The organism is Streptomyces gardneri (assembly GCF_006539185.1).
Lineage (GTDB): Bacteria > Actinomycetota > Actinomycetes > Streptomycetales > Streptomycetaceae > Streptomyces > Streptomyces gardneri.
Window position 1 is genome coordinate 1 of sequence record NZ_BJMN01000037.1, and the last position, 15,888, is coordinate 15,888.

The 15,888-nt window shown below is 73.6% G+C and carries 13 protein-coding genes; 11 read left to right on the forward strand and 2 right to left on the reverse strand.

The features are described from left to right. Positions 1-85: 85 nt before the first annotated feature. Positions 86-1,024 carry a non-homologous end joining protein Ku gene (ku, locus tag SGA01_RS26910; protein WP_141299238.1) on the reverse strand — a complete coding sequence of 313 codons (939 nt, stop codon included), beginning with the start codon at positions 1,022-1,024 and terminating at the stop codon, positions 86-88. Between the two features lie 66 nt (positions 1,025-1,090). Here ku and ligD point away from each other — a divergent pair, with 66 nt between their 5' ends. From ligD to SGA01_RS26945, 7 genes are all read left to right on the forward strand, one after another. Further along, on the forward strand, positions 1,091-1,987 hold the full coding sequence (gene ligD / locus SGA01_RS26915; protein WP_141299240.1) for a non-homologous end-joining DNA ligase: 897 nt from the start codon (positions 1,091-1,093) through the stop codon (positions 1,985-1,987). Positions 1,988-2,003: 16 nt separating this feature from the next. Next, positions 2,004-2,912, forward strand: a complete 909-nt coding sequence (locus SGA01_RS26920) for an ATP-dependent DNA ligase (protein WP_229917610.1) — start codon at positions 2,004-2,006, stop codon at positions 2,910-2,912. A gap of 200 nt (positions 2,913-3,112) precedes the next feature. Further along, positions 3,113-5,299 carry a HEAT repeat domain-containing protein gene (locus tag SGA01_RS26925; RefSeq protein WP_141299242.1) on the forward strand — a complete coding sequence of 729 codons (2,187 nt, stop codon included), beginning with the start codon at positions 3,113-3,115 and terminating at the stop codon, positions 5,297-5,299. 304 nt (positions 5,300-5,603) lie between these two features. After that, on the forward strand, positions 5,604-6,365 hold the full coding sequence (locus SGA01_RS26930) for a hypothetical protein (RefSeq protein WP_141299381.1): 762 nt from the start codon (positions 5,604-5,606) through the stop codon (positions 6,363-6,365). Continuing rightward, the gene (locus tag SGA01_RS26935) at positions 6,362-7,714 is read left to right on the forward strand and encodes a histidine kinase dimerization/phospho-acceptor domain-containing protein (protein WP_141299244.1); all 1,353 of its coding nucleotides are present in this window, start codon (positions 6,362-6,364) and stop codon (positions 7,712-7,714) included. Before SGA01_RS26930 ends, SGA01_RS26935 begins: the two co-directional genes overlap by 4 nt. 67 nt (positions 7,715-7,781) lie before the next feature. Next, a complete protein-coding gene (locus SGA01_RS26940) occupies positions 7,782-9,185 on the forward strand; it encodes an FtsW/RodA/SpoVE family cell cycle protein (RefSeq protein ID WP_055641337.1) in 1,404 nt (467 codons plus the stop codon). Beyond that, on the forward strand, positions 9,182-10,663 hold the full coding sequence (locus tag SGA01_RS26945; protein WP_141299246.1) for a penicillin-binding transpeptidase domain-containing protein: 1,482 nt from the start codon (positions 9,182-9,184) through the stop codon (positions 10,661-10,663). Before SGA01_RS26940 ends, SGA01_RS26945 begins: the two co-directional genes overlap by 4 nt. 113 nt (positions 10,664-10,776) lie before the next feature. On the opposite strand, the gene SGA01_RS26950 is transcribed toward SGA01_RS26945, so the two are convergent. Beyond that, positions 10,777-11,886: a ferritin-like domain-containing protein gene (locus SGA01_RS26950; protein WP_141299248.1), complete on the reverse strand. Its 1,110-nt coding sequence runs from the start codon at positions 11,884-11,886 to the stop codon at positions 10,777-10,779. A 193-nt stretch (positions 11,887-12,079) separates the two neighbouring features. Here SGA01_RS26950 and SGA01_RS26955 point away from each other — a divergent pair, with 193 nt between their 5' ends. The 4 genes from SGA01_RS26955 to SGA01_RS26970 all read left to right on the forward strand — a co-directional run bounded on the left by SGA01_RS26955 (position 12,080) and on the right by SGA01_RS26970 (position 15,817). After that, entirely contained in the window at positions 12,080-13,024 is a 945-nt protein-coding gene (locus tag SGA01_RS26955; protein ID WP_141299250.1) for an AurF N-oxygenase family protein, read from the forward strand. 124 nt (positions 13,025-13,148) lie between these two features. After that, positions 13,149-13,871, forward strand: coding sequence for a TetR/AcrR family transcriptional regulator (locus SGA01_RS26960; protein WP_141299252.1), 723 nt, complete (start codon positions 13,149-13,151; stop codon positions 13,869-13,871). 27 nt (positions 13,872-13,898) lie between these two features. Further along, positions 13,899-14,213, forward strand: a complete 315-nt coding sequence (locus tag SGA01_RS26965; protein ID WP_141299254.1) for a DUF8847 domain-containing protein — start codon at positions 13,899-13,901, stop codon at positions 14,211-14,213. A 470-nt stretch (positions 14,214-14,683) separates the two neighbouring features. Beyond that, complete coding sequence (locus SGA01_RS26970) at positions 14,684-15,817, forward strand: C40 family peptidase (protein WP_308699072.1); 1,134 nt, start codon at positions 14,684-14,686, stop codon at positions 15,815-15,817. Positions 15,818-15,888 lie beyond the last annotated feature (71 nt).

Consider the following 15,888-nt stretch of genomic DNA (forward strand, 5'->3'; position numbering starts at 1 on the left):
GGGGGGCTTCGGGTTGGGGGTGGGGTGGGGTGGGGTGGGGTGGGGTGGGGTGGGGTGGGATTCGGTCGCTTGAGCTGCGCTGCTCTTACGCCGGGCGTTTGCGGGTGGTCGTCTTCTTTGCCGCCGCCTTCTTCGTCGTCGTCTTCTTCGCCGCCGCCGTCGTCTTCTTCGCTGCCGCCTTCTTCGCCGGCGTCTTCTTGCGCGACTTGAGCGGCGTGACCTCGGCCACCTCCGCCGTCTCCCCCCTCGCCTCCTTCGCCGCCCGCACGCTGCTCTCCAGCGCCGCCATCAGGTCGATGACCTGGCCGCCGCCCTCCTCGCCCGGCGTCGGGGGCGCCACCGCCTCGCCGCCCTCCGCCTTGGCCGCGATCATCTCCTCCACCGCCGTGCGGTAGTCGTCGTGGAGGGTGCTGATGTCGACCTCGCCGAGCGTGGCCATCAGCGCGTCCGCCAGGTCCAGTTCGGCCTCCCGTACCGTCACCGACGTCTCCGGCGCCACGCCCTCCGGCGCCCTGATCTCGTCCGGCCAGAGCAGGCCGTGCATCGCGATCACCTCGTCCACGACCCGGAGCATCCCGAGCCGCTCCCGGCCCCGCAGCGCGAACTTCGCCACCGCCACCTTGTCGCTGCGCTTGAGGGCCTCGCGGAGCAGGGTGTACGGCTTCGCGGCGGGTACGCCGTTCGCCGAGAGGTAGTACGCCGCCTCCATCTGGAGCGGGTCGATCTCCCCCGCCGGTACGAAGGCCACGATCTCGATCGTCTTCGCCGTCGGGAGCGGCAGCGCGGCCAGGTCCTCGTCGGTGATCGGGATCATGGTCCCGTCGGCCTCCTCGTACGCCTTGCCGATGTCCGCCGCGGCGACCTCCTCGCCGTCGAGCTCGCACACCTTCTTGTAGCGGACCCGGCCGCCGTCCTCGGTGTGGATCTGCCGGAAGGAGACGGACCGGCTCTCGGTGGCGTTCACCAGCTTGATCGGGATGCTGACCAGCCCGAAGGAAATGGCGCCGTTCCAGATGGATCGCACGGTTCTCCTCTTTTGCGGAGGAATGGAGGGGAGAGGAATGTCGGGAAAACGTGGGATTCTCATCGTATGACGCCCATCACAGAGGTGGAGGGGCGGCGCCTGGCGCTCAGCAACCTGGACAAGGTGCTCCACCCGCTCACCGGTACGACGAAGGGCGAGGTGCTCCACTACTACGCCACCGTCGGGGCCGCGATCCTGCCGCATCTGCGCGATCGGCCCGTGTCGTTCCTGCGTTATCCCGACGGGCCGGACGGGCAGCTCTTCTTCACCAAGAATCCTCCGCCCGGCACACCCTCCTGGGTGAGCACCGCCCCCGTCCCCCGCTCCGAGGACCCGCGGGCGCGGCAGGTCGTGGTCCAGGACCTGGCCTCCCTGATGTGGGCGGCGAACCTCGTCGTCGAGTTCCACACCCCCCAGTGGCGGACCTCCTCCCCCGCCGTCGCCGACCGGCTCGTGTTCGACCTCGACCCCGGGCCGCCCGCCACGGTCGTCGACTGCTGCCGGGTCGCCCTCCACCTGCGCGAGCGGCTCGCCGCCGACGGTCTGGAGGCGTTCGCCAAGACCTCCGGCGCCAAGGGGCTCCATCTGCTGGTCCCGGTCGTCCCGACGCCCTCCGAGCAGGTCTCCGCGTACGCGCGACAGCTCGCCGTCGAGGCCGAGGCGGCCCTGCCCCGGCTCGTCGTGCACCGGATGGCCCGCGCCCTGCGCCCCGGCAAGGTCTTCGTCGACCACAGCCAGAACGCCGCCGCCAAGACCACCGCCACCCCCTACACCCTGCGGGCCCGGGCCCTGCCCGCCGTCTCGGCGCCCGTCACCTGGGAGGAGGTCGCGGACTGCGCCGCACCCGCGGCCGACCCGGAGGAGCTCGTCTTTCTCATGGACGACATCGCGCCACGTCTGGAGCGGTACGGGGAGCTCCTGGCGCCCCTTTTCGCGCCCGAGCGCGCCGGAGGCGTGCCGTGAGCGCCGGGGGCGGGCCGTGAGCGGGGGTGGCCCGGGCGGCGGGGCCGTCGCGCTGCCACCGCCCGTCGACGTCATGCGGCCGCGGTCCGCCGACGAGATCCCCGGGCAGGCGGAGCCGCCGCGGGAGCTCCAGTACTCCCTCAAGCTGGACGGGTTCCGCGCCCTCGCCTTCGTCCTCGACGGGAAGGTCTTCCTCCAGTCCCGCTCGCGCCGCGACCTGGCTCCCGAGTTCCCCGAGATCGCCGCTCACCTGCGCGATCAGCTGCCCGTGGGGATCGTGCTCGACGGCGAGCTGTGCGCCTACCGGGACGGGCGGCTGAGCTTCACCGACCTGCTCCGCTCGCACGGCGACCGCGTACGGGCCGGGGTGCCCGTCTCGTACATCGCCTTCGACCTCCTCGCCGTGCCGGGGCGGGACGTGCGCGCGCTGCCCCTTCGCGACCGGTGGGAGCTGCTCGGAGCGGCCCTGCAGGAGGCGGAGCCTCCTCTTCAGCGCGTCCTCGCGACCCTGGACGAGGAGACCGCCCGGGGGTGGTTCCGCGATCTGCGGGCCGCCGGCGTCGAGGGGATCGTGGCGAAGTCGCTCGGCTCGACCTACCGGGCCGGCGGTACCTGGGCCTGGCGCAAGATCCGGCACGCCGAGACGAGCGACGGTGTGCTGCTCGGCGTGATCGGCCCGCCCGAGAGGCCCCGTGACCTGCTCGTACGGCTCCCCGACGGCCGTACCGTGACGACTTCGCCCCGGCTGACCCCGGCGCAGTCCCGCCAGGTCGGCGCCCTGGTCGCCGACCGCGCCGGAGCCCTCGCCGAGGACCCTGAGCACGGGCCGGTGCGGTGGGTGGACCCGCCCCTTCCCGTCGAGCTGCGCCGGCTCGCGGGGCGGCACGAGAACGCCGCGTTCGTCCGCGTGCGGTCGGAGGGGTGAGGGAGGGATGAGGGAGGGGCGGCGGGGGTGGACCAGGGCGGCCACCCAGAGCAACCGCCCTGCTCCGCCCCGTACATGGCGCAAAGAGACCGCAACCAAGCCCCCGCGCGCGGCCGGTGGCGTCGGCACGGCGTTGTCGCCCTTCCTGTGGTGCACACTTGCTCACTGGTACAGCGCTCACGGGGGAAGGTGGCCTGGCAATGCTGACGGGGATCGAGGAGGTCGACTGGGCCTCGCTGGGGCACGCTTACGGCCCCGCGGACGACGTGCCGGCACTGCTCCGCGGACTCGCCTCCGCCGATCCCGCCGAGCGCGAGACCGCCCTCGACGGCATGTACGGCGCGGTGCACCACCAGGGCGACGTCTACGACTCGACGCTCGCCTGCATCCCCTTCCTCATCGAGCTCGTCGCCGACCCCGCCGTCCAGGACCGGGGCGGCATCGTCGAGCTGCTCACCAGCATCGGCGGGATCGAGCTGGACGACGACGAGGAACTGGACGAATTCGACCCGGACGACGAGGAGTTCATACCGGCGGCCAACTACGCGATGGCCGCGGCCGCCATCGCCGCCGGGTCCGACGTGTTCCTCGGGCTCGTCGGGGACCCCGACCCCGAGGTACGTCTCGCCGCGCCCTGCGCGCTCGCCTCGCTGCACCCCGAACCCGCGCGCGTCCTGACCCTGCTGCGGGAGCGGCTCACCGTCGAGCGGGACACCGAGGTGCGGCTCGCCCTCGTGGCCGCGGTCGGGCGGATCGCCCTGCGGCACGCCTCGCTGCGCTCCGAGACCGTCGAGTGGCTCGACTGGCTCGCCCGCGCCGCGCAGGACCCCGGGCTCCGGCTCGCGTCCCTCGCCCAGCTCGCGCGCTGCGCGCCGAACGAGATCCCGGACGACATCGTGCGGTGGGTGACGGAGCTCCTGGAGGAGATCCGGACCGTCGCGCTCAGGGACGGGAGAGGAAGCGGGGGCAGGAGCGGCGATGCCCTTCTGGACGATCCGCGGGACGGGGGCGGGTTCGCGGGCGGCGGCTGTCCCGGGGCCGACGGCGGGTGGCCCGGTGTGCCCACGCTCGCCGGGCAGGTCCGGGAGTTCCTGGAGGAGCACGCCGCGGGACGGCCCGCCCCCTGGACCGAGGAGCTGCTCCGGACCCTGCACGCGGCGCTCGACGACCGGGTCGACGACAGGATCGCGCTGATCCTCGCCCAGCTGCGCAGCCCCGACCGGTGGCAGCGGTCGGACGCGATCTGGCTGTGCGGCGGGTTGATCCGGGTGTGGCGCGGGCGGTACGAGGAGATCGTCCGGCTCGTCGGCGCGCAGCTCCACGATCCGGAGCCGCGGCTCCGGGAGGCCGCCACCTCGTTTCTGGAGCGGCTCTTCGAGCTGGGCGGGCCCGCCGCCGACGCGCTCGTGATCCGGCTGGCGGGCGACCCTGCCCTGCACGGTGCCTCGCGGGACGGCGCCGGCGGGCTCGTCGGGCGCTCCGTGCGGGACGGGGCGCTCCTCGCGCTGGCCCGTGCCGGGGACACCCGTGCGGTCCCGCTGCTCGCCCGCGCCCTGGAGGAGCCCGACGTGCGGCGCGAGCTGCTGTACGCCATGGACGGCCTCGGGCCGGCCGCGGCGGGCCTCGCCCCGCTGCTGCGGCGCCGGCTCGCCGAGGTCGAGCTCGACGACGGGCTCTTCGACCGCGCGGCGCCCTTGCTGTACGCCCTCGCCGCCGTACGGGGCGGACAGGCGCTCCCCGAGGTGCTGCGGGTGCTCCGCGGCGCGCCGGAGCACCGGCGCGACTGGGTCCGGGAGGCCGCCCTGCGGACCCTGGCCGCCTTCGGGCCGGCCGCCCGGAAGGCCGTACCGGAGCTGCGCGGGCTGCTGACCGCCGAATCGGCCGCGGTCTCCTCGGCCGCGGCGCGGGCACTGTGGGCCGCCGAGGGCGACCAGGGCGACGTGCTGCCGGCCCTGGAGCGGTGGCTGCGGCCGGGCTCCTCGGCCCCGGAGTGGTGCTGCGCGGCGCTGGCCCTGGGGGCGATCGGCCCGGCGGCGGCCGGTTCGGCGGCCGCCCTCCGGCCGGGTCTCGCCTCCCGGGACCTGTGGGTACGGGTCCGCAGCGCGGCGGCCCTGTGGCGGGTCTCCGGCCGCGCCGACGAGGCGCTCCCGGTGCTGCTCGCGGCCTGGGAGGAGAACCGGCACGCGCGCGTGGACATCGCGGAGTGTCTGGCGGAGATGGGCCCGGCGGCCTCGGAGGCCCAGCTCACGATCCTCACCGAGCTCACCCGCAGAGGCCGCCACAACGCCCGCGAGGGCGGCTCCGGCAGCCATGACATCCACCAGGACGAGAAGCTCCTGACCTTGTGCAGGGCGGCCCTGGCGCGGATGGAGCGGGGCGCCTTCTAGCGACGTGCGGAGCGTGGGGAACGGGTGGGGCCCGGGGAGCGTCTGAAGCTTCCGGGGCGTCGCGGGCCAGCAGGCCAGGGGCGTCAGGGGGCGCCCGGCAGGTGAACAAAACGGGCGTCCCGTTGAATAAGGTCTGTGGGGAGACCCGCGCAAGACCCGCTCAGCCCCGTCCGTCCCGTTCGACCCGTCAGCCCGTCAGCCCGTCAGCCCGTCAGCCCCGCCGTATCGCCGTACCGCCGCGCCGCCGTCCGCCCCGAGGAGCCGTGTGAGACCGCACCACGTGCCGCTCGTCGCCGCCCTCGGCATGCTGTGCGCCCTCCTGCTCACCGGCTGCGGAAGCGGGGAGGGCGGGCTCAAGAGCGCCGGGCCCACGCCCACCGCCGTCGGGCCCGTACGGCTCTGGCCCGATCTGCCGCCCGCCACCGACCCGCCGATCGACTACGGCGAGTCGGACACCCAGCGCGTCCCGGGCGTGAAGGTGCCGGACAACGACGTCCACGCCGTCACCCCCGCCGCCGTCGTCCTCGCCGAGGTGCGCGCGCACCCCGACACCTACTCCGGTGCCGACGGCCTGTACGAGGAGACCGCCCGGGCCATCGAGGCCTGCGGCACGAAGCCCGCCGGGTGCCCCGTCCTGCGGCCGTACTACCGCGACCTCACCGGCAACGGCCGGGACGAGCTGATCGTCGGGATCCGGATGCCCGACCAGCAGGTCGGGGTGCGCGTCTACCTCGCCGAGAACGGCGGGCTCACCCGGATCATGTCCACCGTCGACCAGGTCATCAGTGTGGAGCTGGCCGGCCGGGACCTGATCATGCGGGTCAGCTCGGCCGGCATCCCCGGGTACGAGTACCGCACCGCCTGGTCCTGGGACGAGCAGCAGCACAGCATGCTGCCCACCCGGGACGAGATCATCCGGGTGAAGCCGCCCGGCACCGTGGCGTCGCCCGTGCCGCCCGCCCCCCGCCTCGTGAGCCCGACGCCCACGCCGACGTCCGGGGCCGTGCCGCCGGCCCCCGTCCCCGTCCCCACTCCCGCCCCCCTGTCCCTGGAGCCGGGCCCGTGAGAGCGCCCCGGCTCCGGCTGCCCGCCTGGACCGCGACCCTCACCTGGAAGGCCGCCGTCTTCATCGCGGTCATGTGCTGCGCCCTGGCCGCGCTCCTCGGCGTCCTCGTCCATGTCTCGGTGACCGGCCAGACCGTGCACGACGCACGCGAGAAGGCCCTCACCCGGCTCACCGAGGTCACCCGCCTCTACGAGGCGGGCGAGCCGCTCCCCCGGTTCTCCGGCATCGACCCTGAGGGGCTCCCGGCCTCCCTGCGGGCGCTCGCCGCGCGGGGCGAGCACGGCACGATGGTCGCGAACCACGAGGGCCGGCCGACGATGTGGGCGGCGGGACCCGCGGACGGCCGCGCGCTCGCCGTGCGCTTCGACTACACGCAGAGCGCGGAGACGATCGACGCGCTCGACCGGTCGATCCTGGGCTCCTCCGTCCTCGCGATCGGCGCGACGCTGCTCGTCGGCGCCTTCGCCGTCACCCGGGTCACGCGCCGGCTGCACCTCACCGCCCAGGTGGCCCGCCGGATCAGCGCCGGGGACCTGGACGCGCGCGTCAACGACCCCCGTACCGAGGACCCTTCGCGCCCCCAGGACGAGGTGGCGACGGTCTCCGGGGCTCTCGACACGATGGCCTCCTCGCTCCAGCGCAAGCTGCAGAGCGAGCAGCGGTTCACCGCCGATGTGGCGCACGAGCTGCGGACCCCGCTGACCGGGCTCTCGGCCGCCGCCGAACTGCTGCCGGACGGGCGGCCTTCGGAGCTCGTCCAGGACCGGGTCAAGGCGATGCGCGACCTCACCGAGGACCTCCTGGAGATCTCGCGGCTCGACGCCCGCAACGAGGCCGTGGACCTCGCGGTGCACGAGCTCGGCCCGCTCGCCGCGCGGGTGGTCCGCGCCTCGGGCACGCCGACGGAGGTGCGGGTGGTCCGGGACGCCACGGTGGAGACGGACCGGCGGCGGCTCGAGCGGGTCCTCGGCAATCTGATCGCCAACGCGCACAAGCACGGGGCCCCTCCGGTGGTGGTGACGGTCGACGGGCCGACGGTGACCGTGCGGGACCACGGCCCCGGCTATCCCGCGTACCTGCTCGCGTCGGGGCCGCAGCGGTTCCGTACCGAGAACGGGGGCAAGGGCCACGGTCTCGGGCTGACGATCGCCGTGGGGCAGGCGGAGGTGATCGGCGCGGAGCTGGTCTTCGCGAACGGTGAGGGTGAGGAGGACGGCGGGAACGGGGAGAACAGCGGGAGCGGGGAGAACAGCGGGAGCAAGGCCGACGGCGGGAGCGGGGGTGCCGTCGCCCGGTTGCGGCTGCCGGAGTACGTGTCGCTCGCCGACCCGCCCGTCGCCGAGGACTGAACAGCACCACACGGCACACCGTCACACAAAAGGGACATAGGGCATACCGCTTGCTACGTTGCGGACCATGACCACACGGCCGCCGCGCACGGACGCTCCCCCGCCCGGGGTACGCCTCCCGAAGCGCCGCGGCGTGGAACTCTCCCTCCTCGTCTGCGCCGTCCTCATCTCCGTCTCCGGCTACGCCGCCGTCGGCCTCGCCCGCAGCGGCGCCGTGCCGCCGGACGCCGCCCGCTACGGCGCCGGGCTCGGGCTGCTCGCGCTCGTCGCCCATCTCGCGGTCCGCTTCCGCGCCCCGTACGCCGATCCGCTGCTGCTGCCGATCGCGGTCCTGCTCAACGGCCTCGGTCTGGTGCTGATCTACCGCCTCGACCTGGAGACGCCGAACGACCAGGCGGCGGCGACGCAGCTCGTCTGGTCGACGCTCGGGGTCGCGCTCTTCATCGTGGTCGTCCTGCTGCTGCGCGACCACCGCACGCTCCAGGGGTACGCGTACGTCTCCGTGGCCGCCGCGCTCGGCCTGATGATCCTGCCGATCTTCTTCCCCGCCGTGAACGGCGCCAAGATCTGGATCAGGATCGGCGGGCTCTCCTTCCAGCCCGGCGAGTTCGCGAAGATCCTGCTCGCCGTCTTCTTCGCCGCGTATCTCTCCGCCAACCGCAACGCCCTCGCGTACACCGGCCGCCGGATCTGGAAGTTCCAGTTCCCCACGGGGCGGGTGCTCGGGCCGATCGTGGCGATCTGGCTGCTGAGCGTCGGCGTCCTCGTCCTGGAGCGGGACCTCGGCACCTCGCTGCTCTTCTTCGGCCTCTTCGTGATCATGCTGTACGTGGCGACCGGCCGGACCGGCTGGATCGCGGTCGGGCTCGTCCTGGCCTCCGCCGGGGCCTTCCTCGTCGGCTCGCTCGAACCGCACGTGCACAGCAGGGTGGAGGACTGGCTCGACCCCTTCGCCTCGATCCGCGCGGGCGAGGGACCGGGGCAGCTCGCGCAGTCGCTCTTCGCCTTCGCCGCCGGCGGGATGCTCGGCACGGGGCTCGGTCTCGGCCATTCCGTCCTCATCGGCTTCGCCGTGAAGTCGGACTTCATCCTGGCGACGGCGGGCGAGGAGCTCGGGCTCGTCGGTCTCACCGCGCTCTTCCTGCTGTACGCGCTCCTCGTCGCCCGCGGATACCGCGCCGGCCTCTCGCTGCGCGACCCCTTCGGGCGGCTGCTCGCGATCGGGCTCGCCTCGATCGTGGCGCTCCAGGTCTTCGTGATCGCGGGCGGGGTGATGGGGCTGATCCCGCTGACCGGCATGGCGATGCCGTTCCTGGCCCAGGGAGGTTCGTCGGTGGTCACCAACTGGGTGATCGTCGCGCTCCTCATCCGGGTCAGCGACTCGGCCCGCGCGCCGCAGCCGGACTCCGCCGACACCGGGACGCTCGCCCCGGTCAGGGAGGACGCGCACTTCCGGGAGGACGCCCCGTGATCCGGTACATCCGGCGGGCCGCCGCCCTCTGTCTCGTGCTCCTCGTCGCCCTCCTCGTCAACGCGGCCCGTGTCATGGTCTTCGAGGCCGAGGAGCTCGACGACAACCCCGCCAACCGGCGGATCGCCATCGAGCGGTACGCGGAGCCGCGCGGCGAGATCGCCGTCGACGGGAAGCCGGTGACCGGCTCCCGGGACAGCGGACAGCAGCTGCGCTGGGAACGGACCTACCGGCAGGGGCCGTTGTACGCGCCGGTGACCGGCTACGCCTCCCAGACGTACGGCACGACGCTCGTCGAGCACGCCGAGGACTCCGTCCTCGGCGGGACCGACCCGATGCTCGCGCCCCTCCCCCTCTGGAACGACCTCACCCGGGGCCGGCAGCCCGGCGGCGACGTCCTGACGACGGTCCGCGCCCCGATGCAGGAGGCGGCCTACCGGGGGCTCGACGGGAAGCGGGGCGCGGTCGTCGCGGTCGAGCCGTCCAGCGGCCGGATCCTGGCGCTCGTCAGCTCGCCCTCGTACGACCCCGGGGTCCTCTCCGGGACCGGCACGAAGGTCAAGGACTCCTGGAAGCGGCTCAACTCCTCGCCGAACCAGCCGATGCTGAACAGGGCGCTGCGCCAGACGTACCCGCCGGGCTCCACCTTCAAGATCGTGACGGCCGCGGCGGCCCTGGACGCGGGGGCGGTGCGGGACGTGGACGCACCGACGGACACCCCCGACCCGTTCGTGCTGCCGGGGACCCGCCAGGTGCTGCCGAACGAGGCGAAGGGCTGCGGGGACGCCTCCCTCGCGTACGCCATCCAGTGGTCGTGCAACACGGTGATGGCCGGACTCGGGGTGGAGGTCGGCCTGACGGGGATGGTCGACGCGGTGGAGCGGTTCGGCTTCAACGACACGGGGCTGCGGGTGCCGTCCTGGGTCGCGAAGTCCAACTTCGACCGGGAGATGAGCCCGGACCAGCTGGCGCTGTCGTCGATCGGGCAGTTCGACACGACGGCGACCCCGCTCCAGATGGCGATGGTCGCGGCGGCCGTGGCCAACAACGGGGAGATCGCCCGGCCGTACCTCGTCGACCGCACCACGACCTCCGGCGGGACGACGGTGGACCGTACGGGCCGGCGCACCTACCGGCAGGCGATGAACCCCTCGACGGCAATGCGGCTCCAGCGGCTGATGGTGAAGGCGGTCGAGGAGGGCACGGGCACGAACGCGGCGATCCCGGGGGCCGTCGTCGGCGGCAAGACCGGCACCGCGCAGCACGGCTTCGGCAACACGGGCACCCCGTACGCCTGGTTCATCGCCTGGGCGCAGGCGGAGGGCACGGCGCAGCCGGCGGTCGCGGTGGCGGTCGTCGTGGAGGACGCCGAGGCGTCCCGTACGGACATCAGCGGGGGCGGCAGCGCGGCGCCGATCGCGCGGAGGGTGATGGAGGAGGCGCTGCGACTGGAGGCGGAGGCGCGGGGGGAGCGGTGAGGGGCGGGGGTAGGGGGCGCGGAGGCAGGGGTGAGGGGCGGAGGCGCGGGGGCAGGGCGCAGGGGTAGGGCTGGAGGTGGCGGCGTGTGTCCGGGGGTGCCGGACCCCCTTCGCTACTCCCCCGCCGCCCCCTCCTCGATCGCGTCCGCCACCTCCGTCACCCTCGCCTGTTCCTCCGCCGCGAAGCGCTCCGCGTCGAGCCGTTCCGCGATCTCCTCGTCCTGGGTCATCAGCAGATCCAGGTTGGAGTCGCCGAGGTCGAAGACGCCCATGTCGAGGTAGGCCTTCTGGAGCCGCTCGCCCCAGAGGCCGATGTCCTTCACGCAGGGGACGATCCGGCTGAAGAGGAGCTTGCGGAAGAGGTGCAGGAACTCGCTCTGCTCGCTGAGCTCCTCCGCCTCGCGCTTCGGTATGCCGAAGTTCTCCAGGACCTCGACCCCGCGCAGCCGGTCGCGCATCAGGTAGCAGCCCTCGATGACGAACTCCTCGCGCTCCCGGAGCTCGGTGTCCGACAGCTGCCGGTAGTAGTCGCGCAGGGCCATCCGGCCGAAGGCCACGTGCCGGGCCTCGTCCTGCATCACGTACGCGAGGATCTGCTTGGGGAGCGGCTTGTCGGTGGTGTCGCGGATCATGCCGAAGGCGGCGAGGGCGAGGCCTTCGATGAGGACCTGCATGCCGAGGTAGGGCATGTCCCAGCGGGAGTCGCGCAGGGTGTCGTCGAGGAGGCCCTTGAGGTTGTCGTTGATCGGGTAGAGCATCCCGATCTTCTCGTGGAGGAATCGGCCGTAGATCTCGGCGTGCCGCGCCTCGTCCATGGTCTGGGTGGCCGAGTAGAACTTGGCGTCCAGGTCGGGGACGGACTCGACGATCCGGGCGGCGCAGATCATGGCGCCCTGCTCGCCGTGGAGGAACTGGCTGAACTGCCAGGAGGAGTAGTGCCGGCGCAGGTCGCCCTTGTCCTTCTCGGTCATCTTCGCCCAGTGGCGGGTGCCGTAGAGGTTCAGGACCTCGTCGGGGGTGCCGAGCGGGTCGTACGGGTCGACGTCGAGGTCCCAGTCGATGCGGGTGGCGCCGTCCCACTGCTTGTCCTTGCCCTTCTGGTAGAGGGCGAGGAGGCGCTCGCGGCCATCCTCGTACTCCCAGGAGAACCGGGCGGCGCCGGCCGCCGGCACCTGCCAGGTCGAGGTGGACGGGGCCGTGGTGTAGAGGTCGCGCGTCGACACTGACGCCTCCTTGGGGGTCGGATGGCCGTTCCCGTGGTGCGAGTCCTACGTACGAGTCCTGCGGTCAGGCTCACACGGTGGTAGACGGGTCGTCAACAAGTCGCGTGCAAGGGATTGACGAGCCTGCTGACGCGCAGTCTGATAGCAGGTGACCCCCGGTAACGCCACGGCGAGCACAGCGAGGTGCGTCGGCATGACCCCCTTCACCGAGCCCCCAGGGCCTGACTTCAGCCTCCTCCGGGACGCCCTGGGGCCGCTGCGCGACCGTGAGCAGGTCGCCGCACGGCTCCTGGAGTCCTCCCGCAAGCACTCGTACGACCCGGACACCGAGCTCGACTGGGAGGCGCCCTTCGAGGACGGCAAGTGGTTCTGGCCGCCCGAGCTCGTCTCCCTCTACGACACCCCGCTGTGGCGCCGGATGTCCGAGGAGCAGCGGATCGCGCTCTCCCGCCACGAGGCGGCCTCGCTCGCCTCGCTCGGCATCTGGTTCGAGATCATCCTGATGCAGCTGCTCGTCCGGCACATCTACGACAAGTCCCTGACCAGCCATCATGTCCGCTACGCGCTCACCGAGATCGCCGACGAGTGCCGGCACTCGATGATGTTCGCCCGGCTGATCCAGCGGGGCGGCACCCCCGCGTACCCGGTGCCGAGGCTCTACCACAATCTCGCAAGGCTCCTGAAGACCGTCTCCACGACGCCCGGCTCGTTCGCCTCCACCCTCCTGGGCGAGGAGATCCTCGACTGGATGCAGCGGCTGACCTTCCCGGACGAGCGGGTGCAGACCCTCGTGCGCGGGGTGACCCGGATCCATGTGGTGGAGGAGGCCCGGCACGTCCGGTACGCCCGCGAGGAGCTGCGCCGCCAGATGGTGACCGCTCCGCGCTGGGAGCAGGAGTTCACCCGGCTGAGCTGCGGGGAGGCGGCCCGCGTCTTCTCCACCTGCTTCGTCAACCCCGCGGTGTACGAGGCCGTGGGCCTGGACCGGCGCGAGGCGGTCGCGCAGGTGAAGGCGAGCGGGCACCGGAGGGAGGTCATGCAGTCCGGCGCCAAGCGGCTGACGGACTTCCTCGACGACATCGGCGTGCTGCGCGGCGCGGGGCGCCGCCTCTGGCGCTCCTCGGGACTCCTCGCCTGACGGGGTGGGCGGGGCGGAGGAGGGGATGAGCGGGGGCGGTCGGGACGGCCCGGGCGCGAGCCCGGTCGGGGCCGGTTCCGGACCGCCCGCCTGACCGGCCCGTTCCGCGGTTACGCTGCGGGGCATGACGAGCGCCGCCACACCCGCGTACCGCAGGCTCAGTGTCGAGGAGCGGCGCGGGCAGCTGCTCGACGCCGCCCTGGGGCTCTTCGCCCACCGGACGCCCGAGGACGTCTCGCTCGACGACGTCGCCGAGGCGGCCGGTGTCTCGCGGCCCCTCGTCTACCGCTACTTCCCCGGCGGCAAGCAGCAGTTGTACGAGGCCGCCCTGCGCTCCTCCGCCGACGCCCTGAACCGCTGCTTCGGCGAGCCGCCGGTCGGACCTCCGACGGAGCGGCTCGGCCGGGTGCTCGACCGGTACCTGACCTTCGTCGACGAGCACGACGCCGGGTTCAGCGCCCTGCTGCGGGGCGGCAGCGTCGCCGAGACCTCCCGGACCAGCGCGATCGTGGACGAGGTCCGGCGGGCCGCCGCCGAGCAGATCCTCGTCCACCTCGGGGCGGAGCGGCCCGGCCCCCGGCTCTCCATGCTGGTGCGGACGTGGATCGCGGCCGTGGAGGCCGCCTCGCTCATCTGGCTCGACGAGGGGAAGCAGCCCCCGGCGCGCGAACTCAGGGAGTGGCTGGTCGACCATCTCGTCGCCCTCCTCGCCGCGACCACCGCGAGCGACGAGGAGACGGCGGCGGTCGTCGGGCGACTCCTCGCGCAGGAGACCCCCGAAGGACCCGTCGCGGCGCTCGCCCGAAAGGTGATCCCCGTGGTGGGCGAGGCGGCCCACCTGCTGTGAACCGGGGCGGCGGGGGAGACTGGAGGGGTGAGAAGCGAGAACACGCCCTTCCGCGGCGGCCCCCTCGACGGCCGGGTCCTGCCGATCCTGCTCGGTCCGACCGGACACCCGCCGAAGTGGTACGAGGTGCCGGTCCCGGCCCATGACGGACGCCCGCCGATGCTGTACGCCTACCGGCGCGAGCCGGCCGGACACACGAAACGGCTCGGCATCCAGCGCGGCTGGGTCTACGAGTACGCCCCCGAGGGCCGCGAGCGGCGCGAGCTGAAGTGGCCGTGGTCCAAGCCGGGCGGCGGGGCGAGCGGCGGGGCGCGGCCGACGGGTACTGCGCCGAACGAGTGAGCACGCCGAGCGACTCCCGATTCGTACGGTAATCAGATGAAGTGACGCGTCATCATCCCCGTGGAGGTGGTGACGTGTCGCGAAGGCTGCTGCGCACAGTCTGCACGGGGGCGCTGGCCGCGGCGACAGCCCTCACGGGGGTGGTCCCTGCGGCGGGGGCGAGGCCGACGGACCCGCCCGTGGACCCCTCGGCGCAGGCCCCGATCGCCTGGGCGGACCCGGCGGCGGAACCGGTAGGCCCGGTGGATCCGGAGGCCGGGGTGGACTCGGGGGCAGAACCGGTCGATCCGGTGGGTCCGGGGGATCCGGTCGATCCGCTCGTCCCTGTCGGCCCGGAGGCCGGGGTCGATCCGGCCCGTCCAGAGGCCGGGGCCGATCCGACTGACCCGACTGATCCGGCTGACCCGACCGATCCGGCCGATCCGGCCGATCCGGCCGCCGGAGTGGATCCCGTACGTCCCACCACCGGGGTGACTCCGGAGCAGCCAGCCGACGCGCAAGGCGATCCGGCCGGCCCCGCCGGCCCCGCCGACCCCCTCGACGACGACGCCGCCGCACTCCCCCCGCCCGGCGGCGACTCCGTCACCGCGCTCCTCGCCCGCCTGCGGACGCTCTACCAGCGCGCCGAGGAGGCCACCGAGCGGTTCAACGCCGCCGACGAGGCCCTCAAGGTCCAGGCCGCCGACACCAAGAAGGTCACGGCGCGGCTCACCACCGCCCGTACCGACCTCGCCCGGGGGCGGGCCGAGGCCGGGCGGCTCGCCAGGGAGCAGTACCAGGGCAGGGCCGCGTTCTCGTCGTTCCCCGCCTCTCTCCAGGTGCTCTTCGCCGAGGACCCGCAGTCGGCCCTGGACCAGGGGCGCCTGCTCGCCCGCGCGGCCCGCGACCGGGCCGGCACCGTCTCCCGGCTCGAAGGGGCCGAGCGCCGCGCCGGCGCGCTCGCGAGCGCGTCCCGCAAGGCCCTCGACCGGCAGCAGTCCCTCGCCGCCGCGCAGCGCGTCCGGCGCGACGAGGTGACGGCGAAGCTGCGCGAGGTCGAGAAACTGCTCGCGTCCCTCTCGCCGGCGCAGCTCACCCGGCTCACCGAGCTGGAGCGCGTCCAGACCGCGGGCGCCCAGCGTGAACTCCTCGGCTCCGGCGTCCTGGACGGCCCCCGCGCCCCGTCCCGGGCGGGCGCGGCGGCCCTGCGCTTCGCGGTCGGCCAGATCGGCAAGCCGTACGTGTGGGGGGCCGAGGGCCCGGAGTCGTACGACTGCTCGGGGCTGACCCAGCAGGCGTGGGCGGCGGCGGGGCGGGAGCTCCCGCGGACGAGCCAGGAGCAGTGGGCGACGCTGCCCCGGGTGTCGCTGTCCGAGCTCCGGCCGGGCGACCTGGTGGTCTACTTCCCGGGCGCCACGCATGTGGCGCTCTACCTCGGCGAGGGCCTGGTGGTGCAGGCGCCGCGACCCGGCGGGAAGGTGAAGGTCTCCCCCGTCGCGGCGAACCCGCTCCTCGGGGCGGTCCGTCCCGATCCGGACGGGGAGGCCCTGGAGACGTACGCGCCGCCGGACCTTCCGGCCGGGGCCACGGACGGCGGTGACGAGGGGTACGACCGCCGCTCCTGAACTCCCCCTAGGCGCAGGCCTCTTGCTCTCACACGTAATAAGCACCAAGCTTGAGGGATCCTTACAGTCGC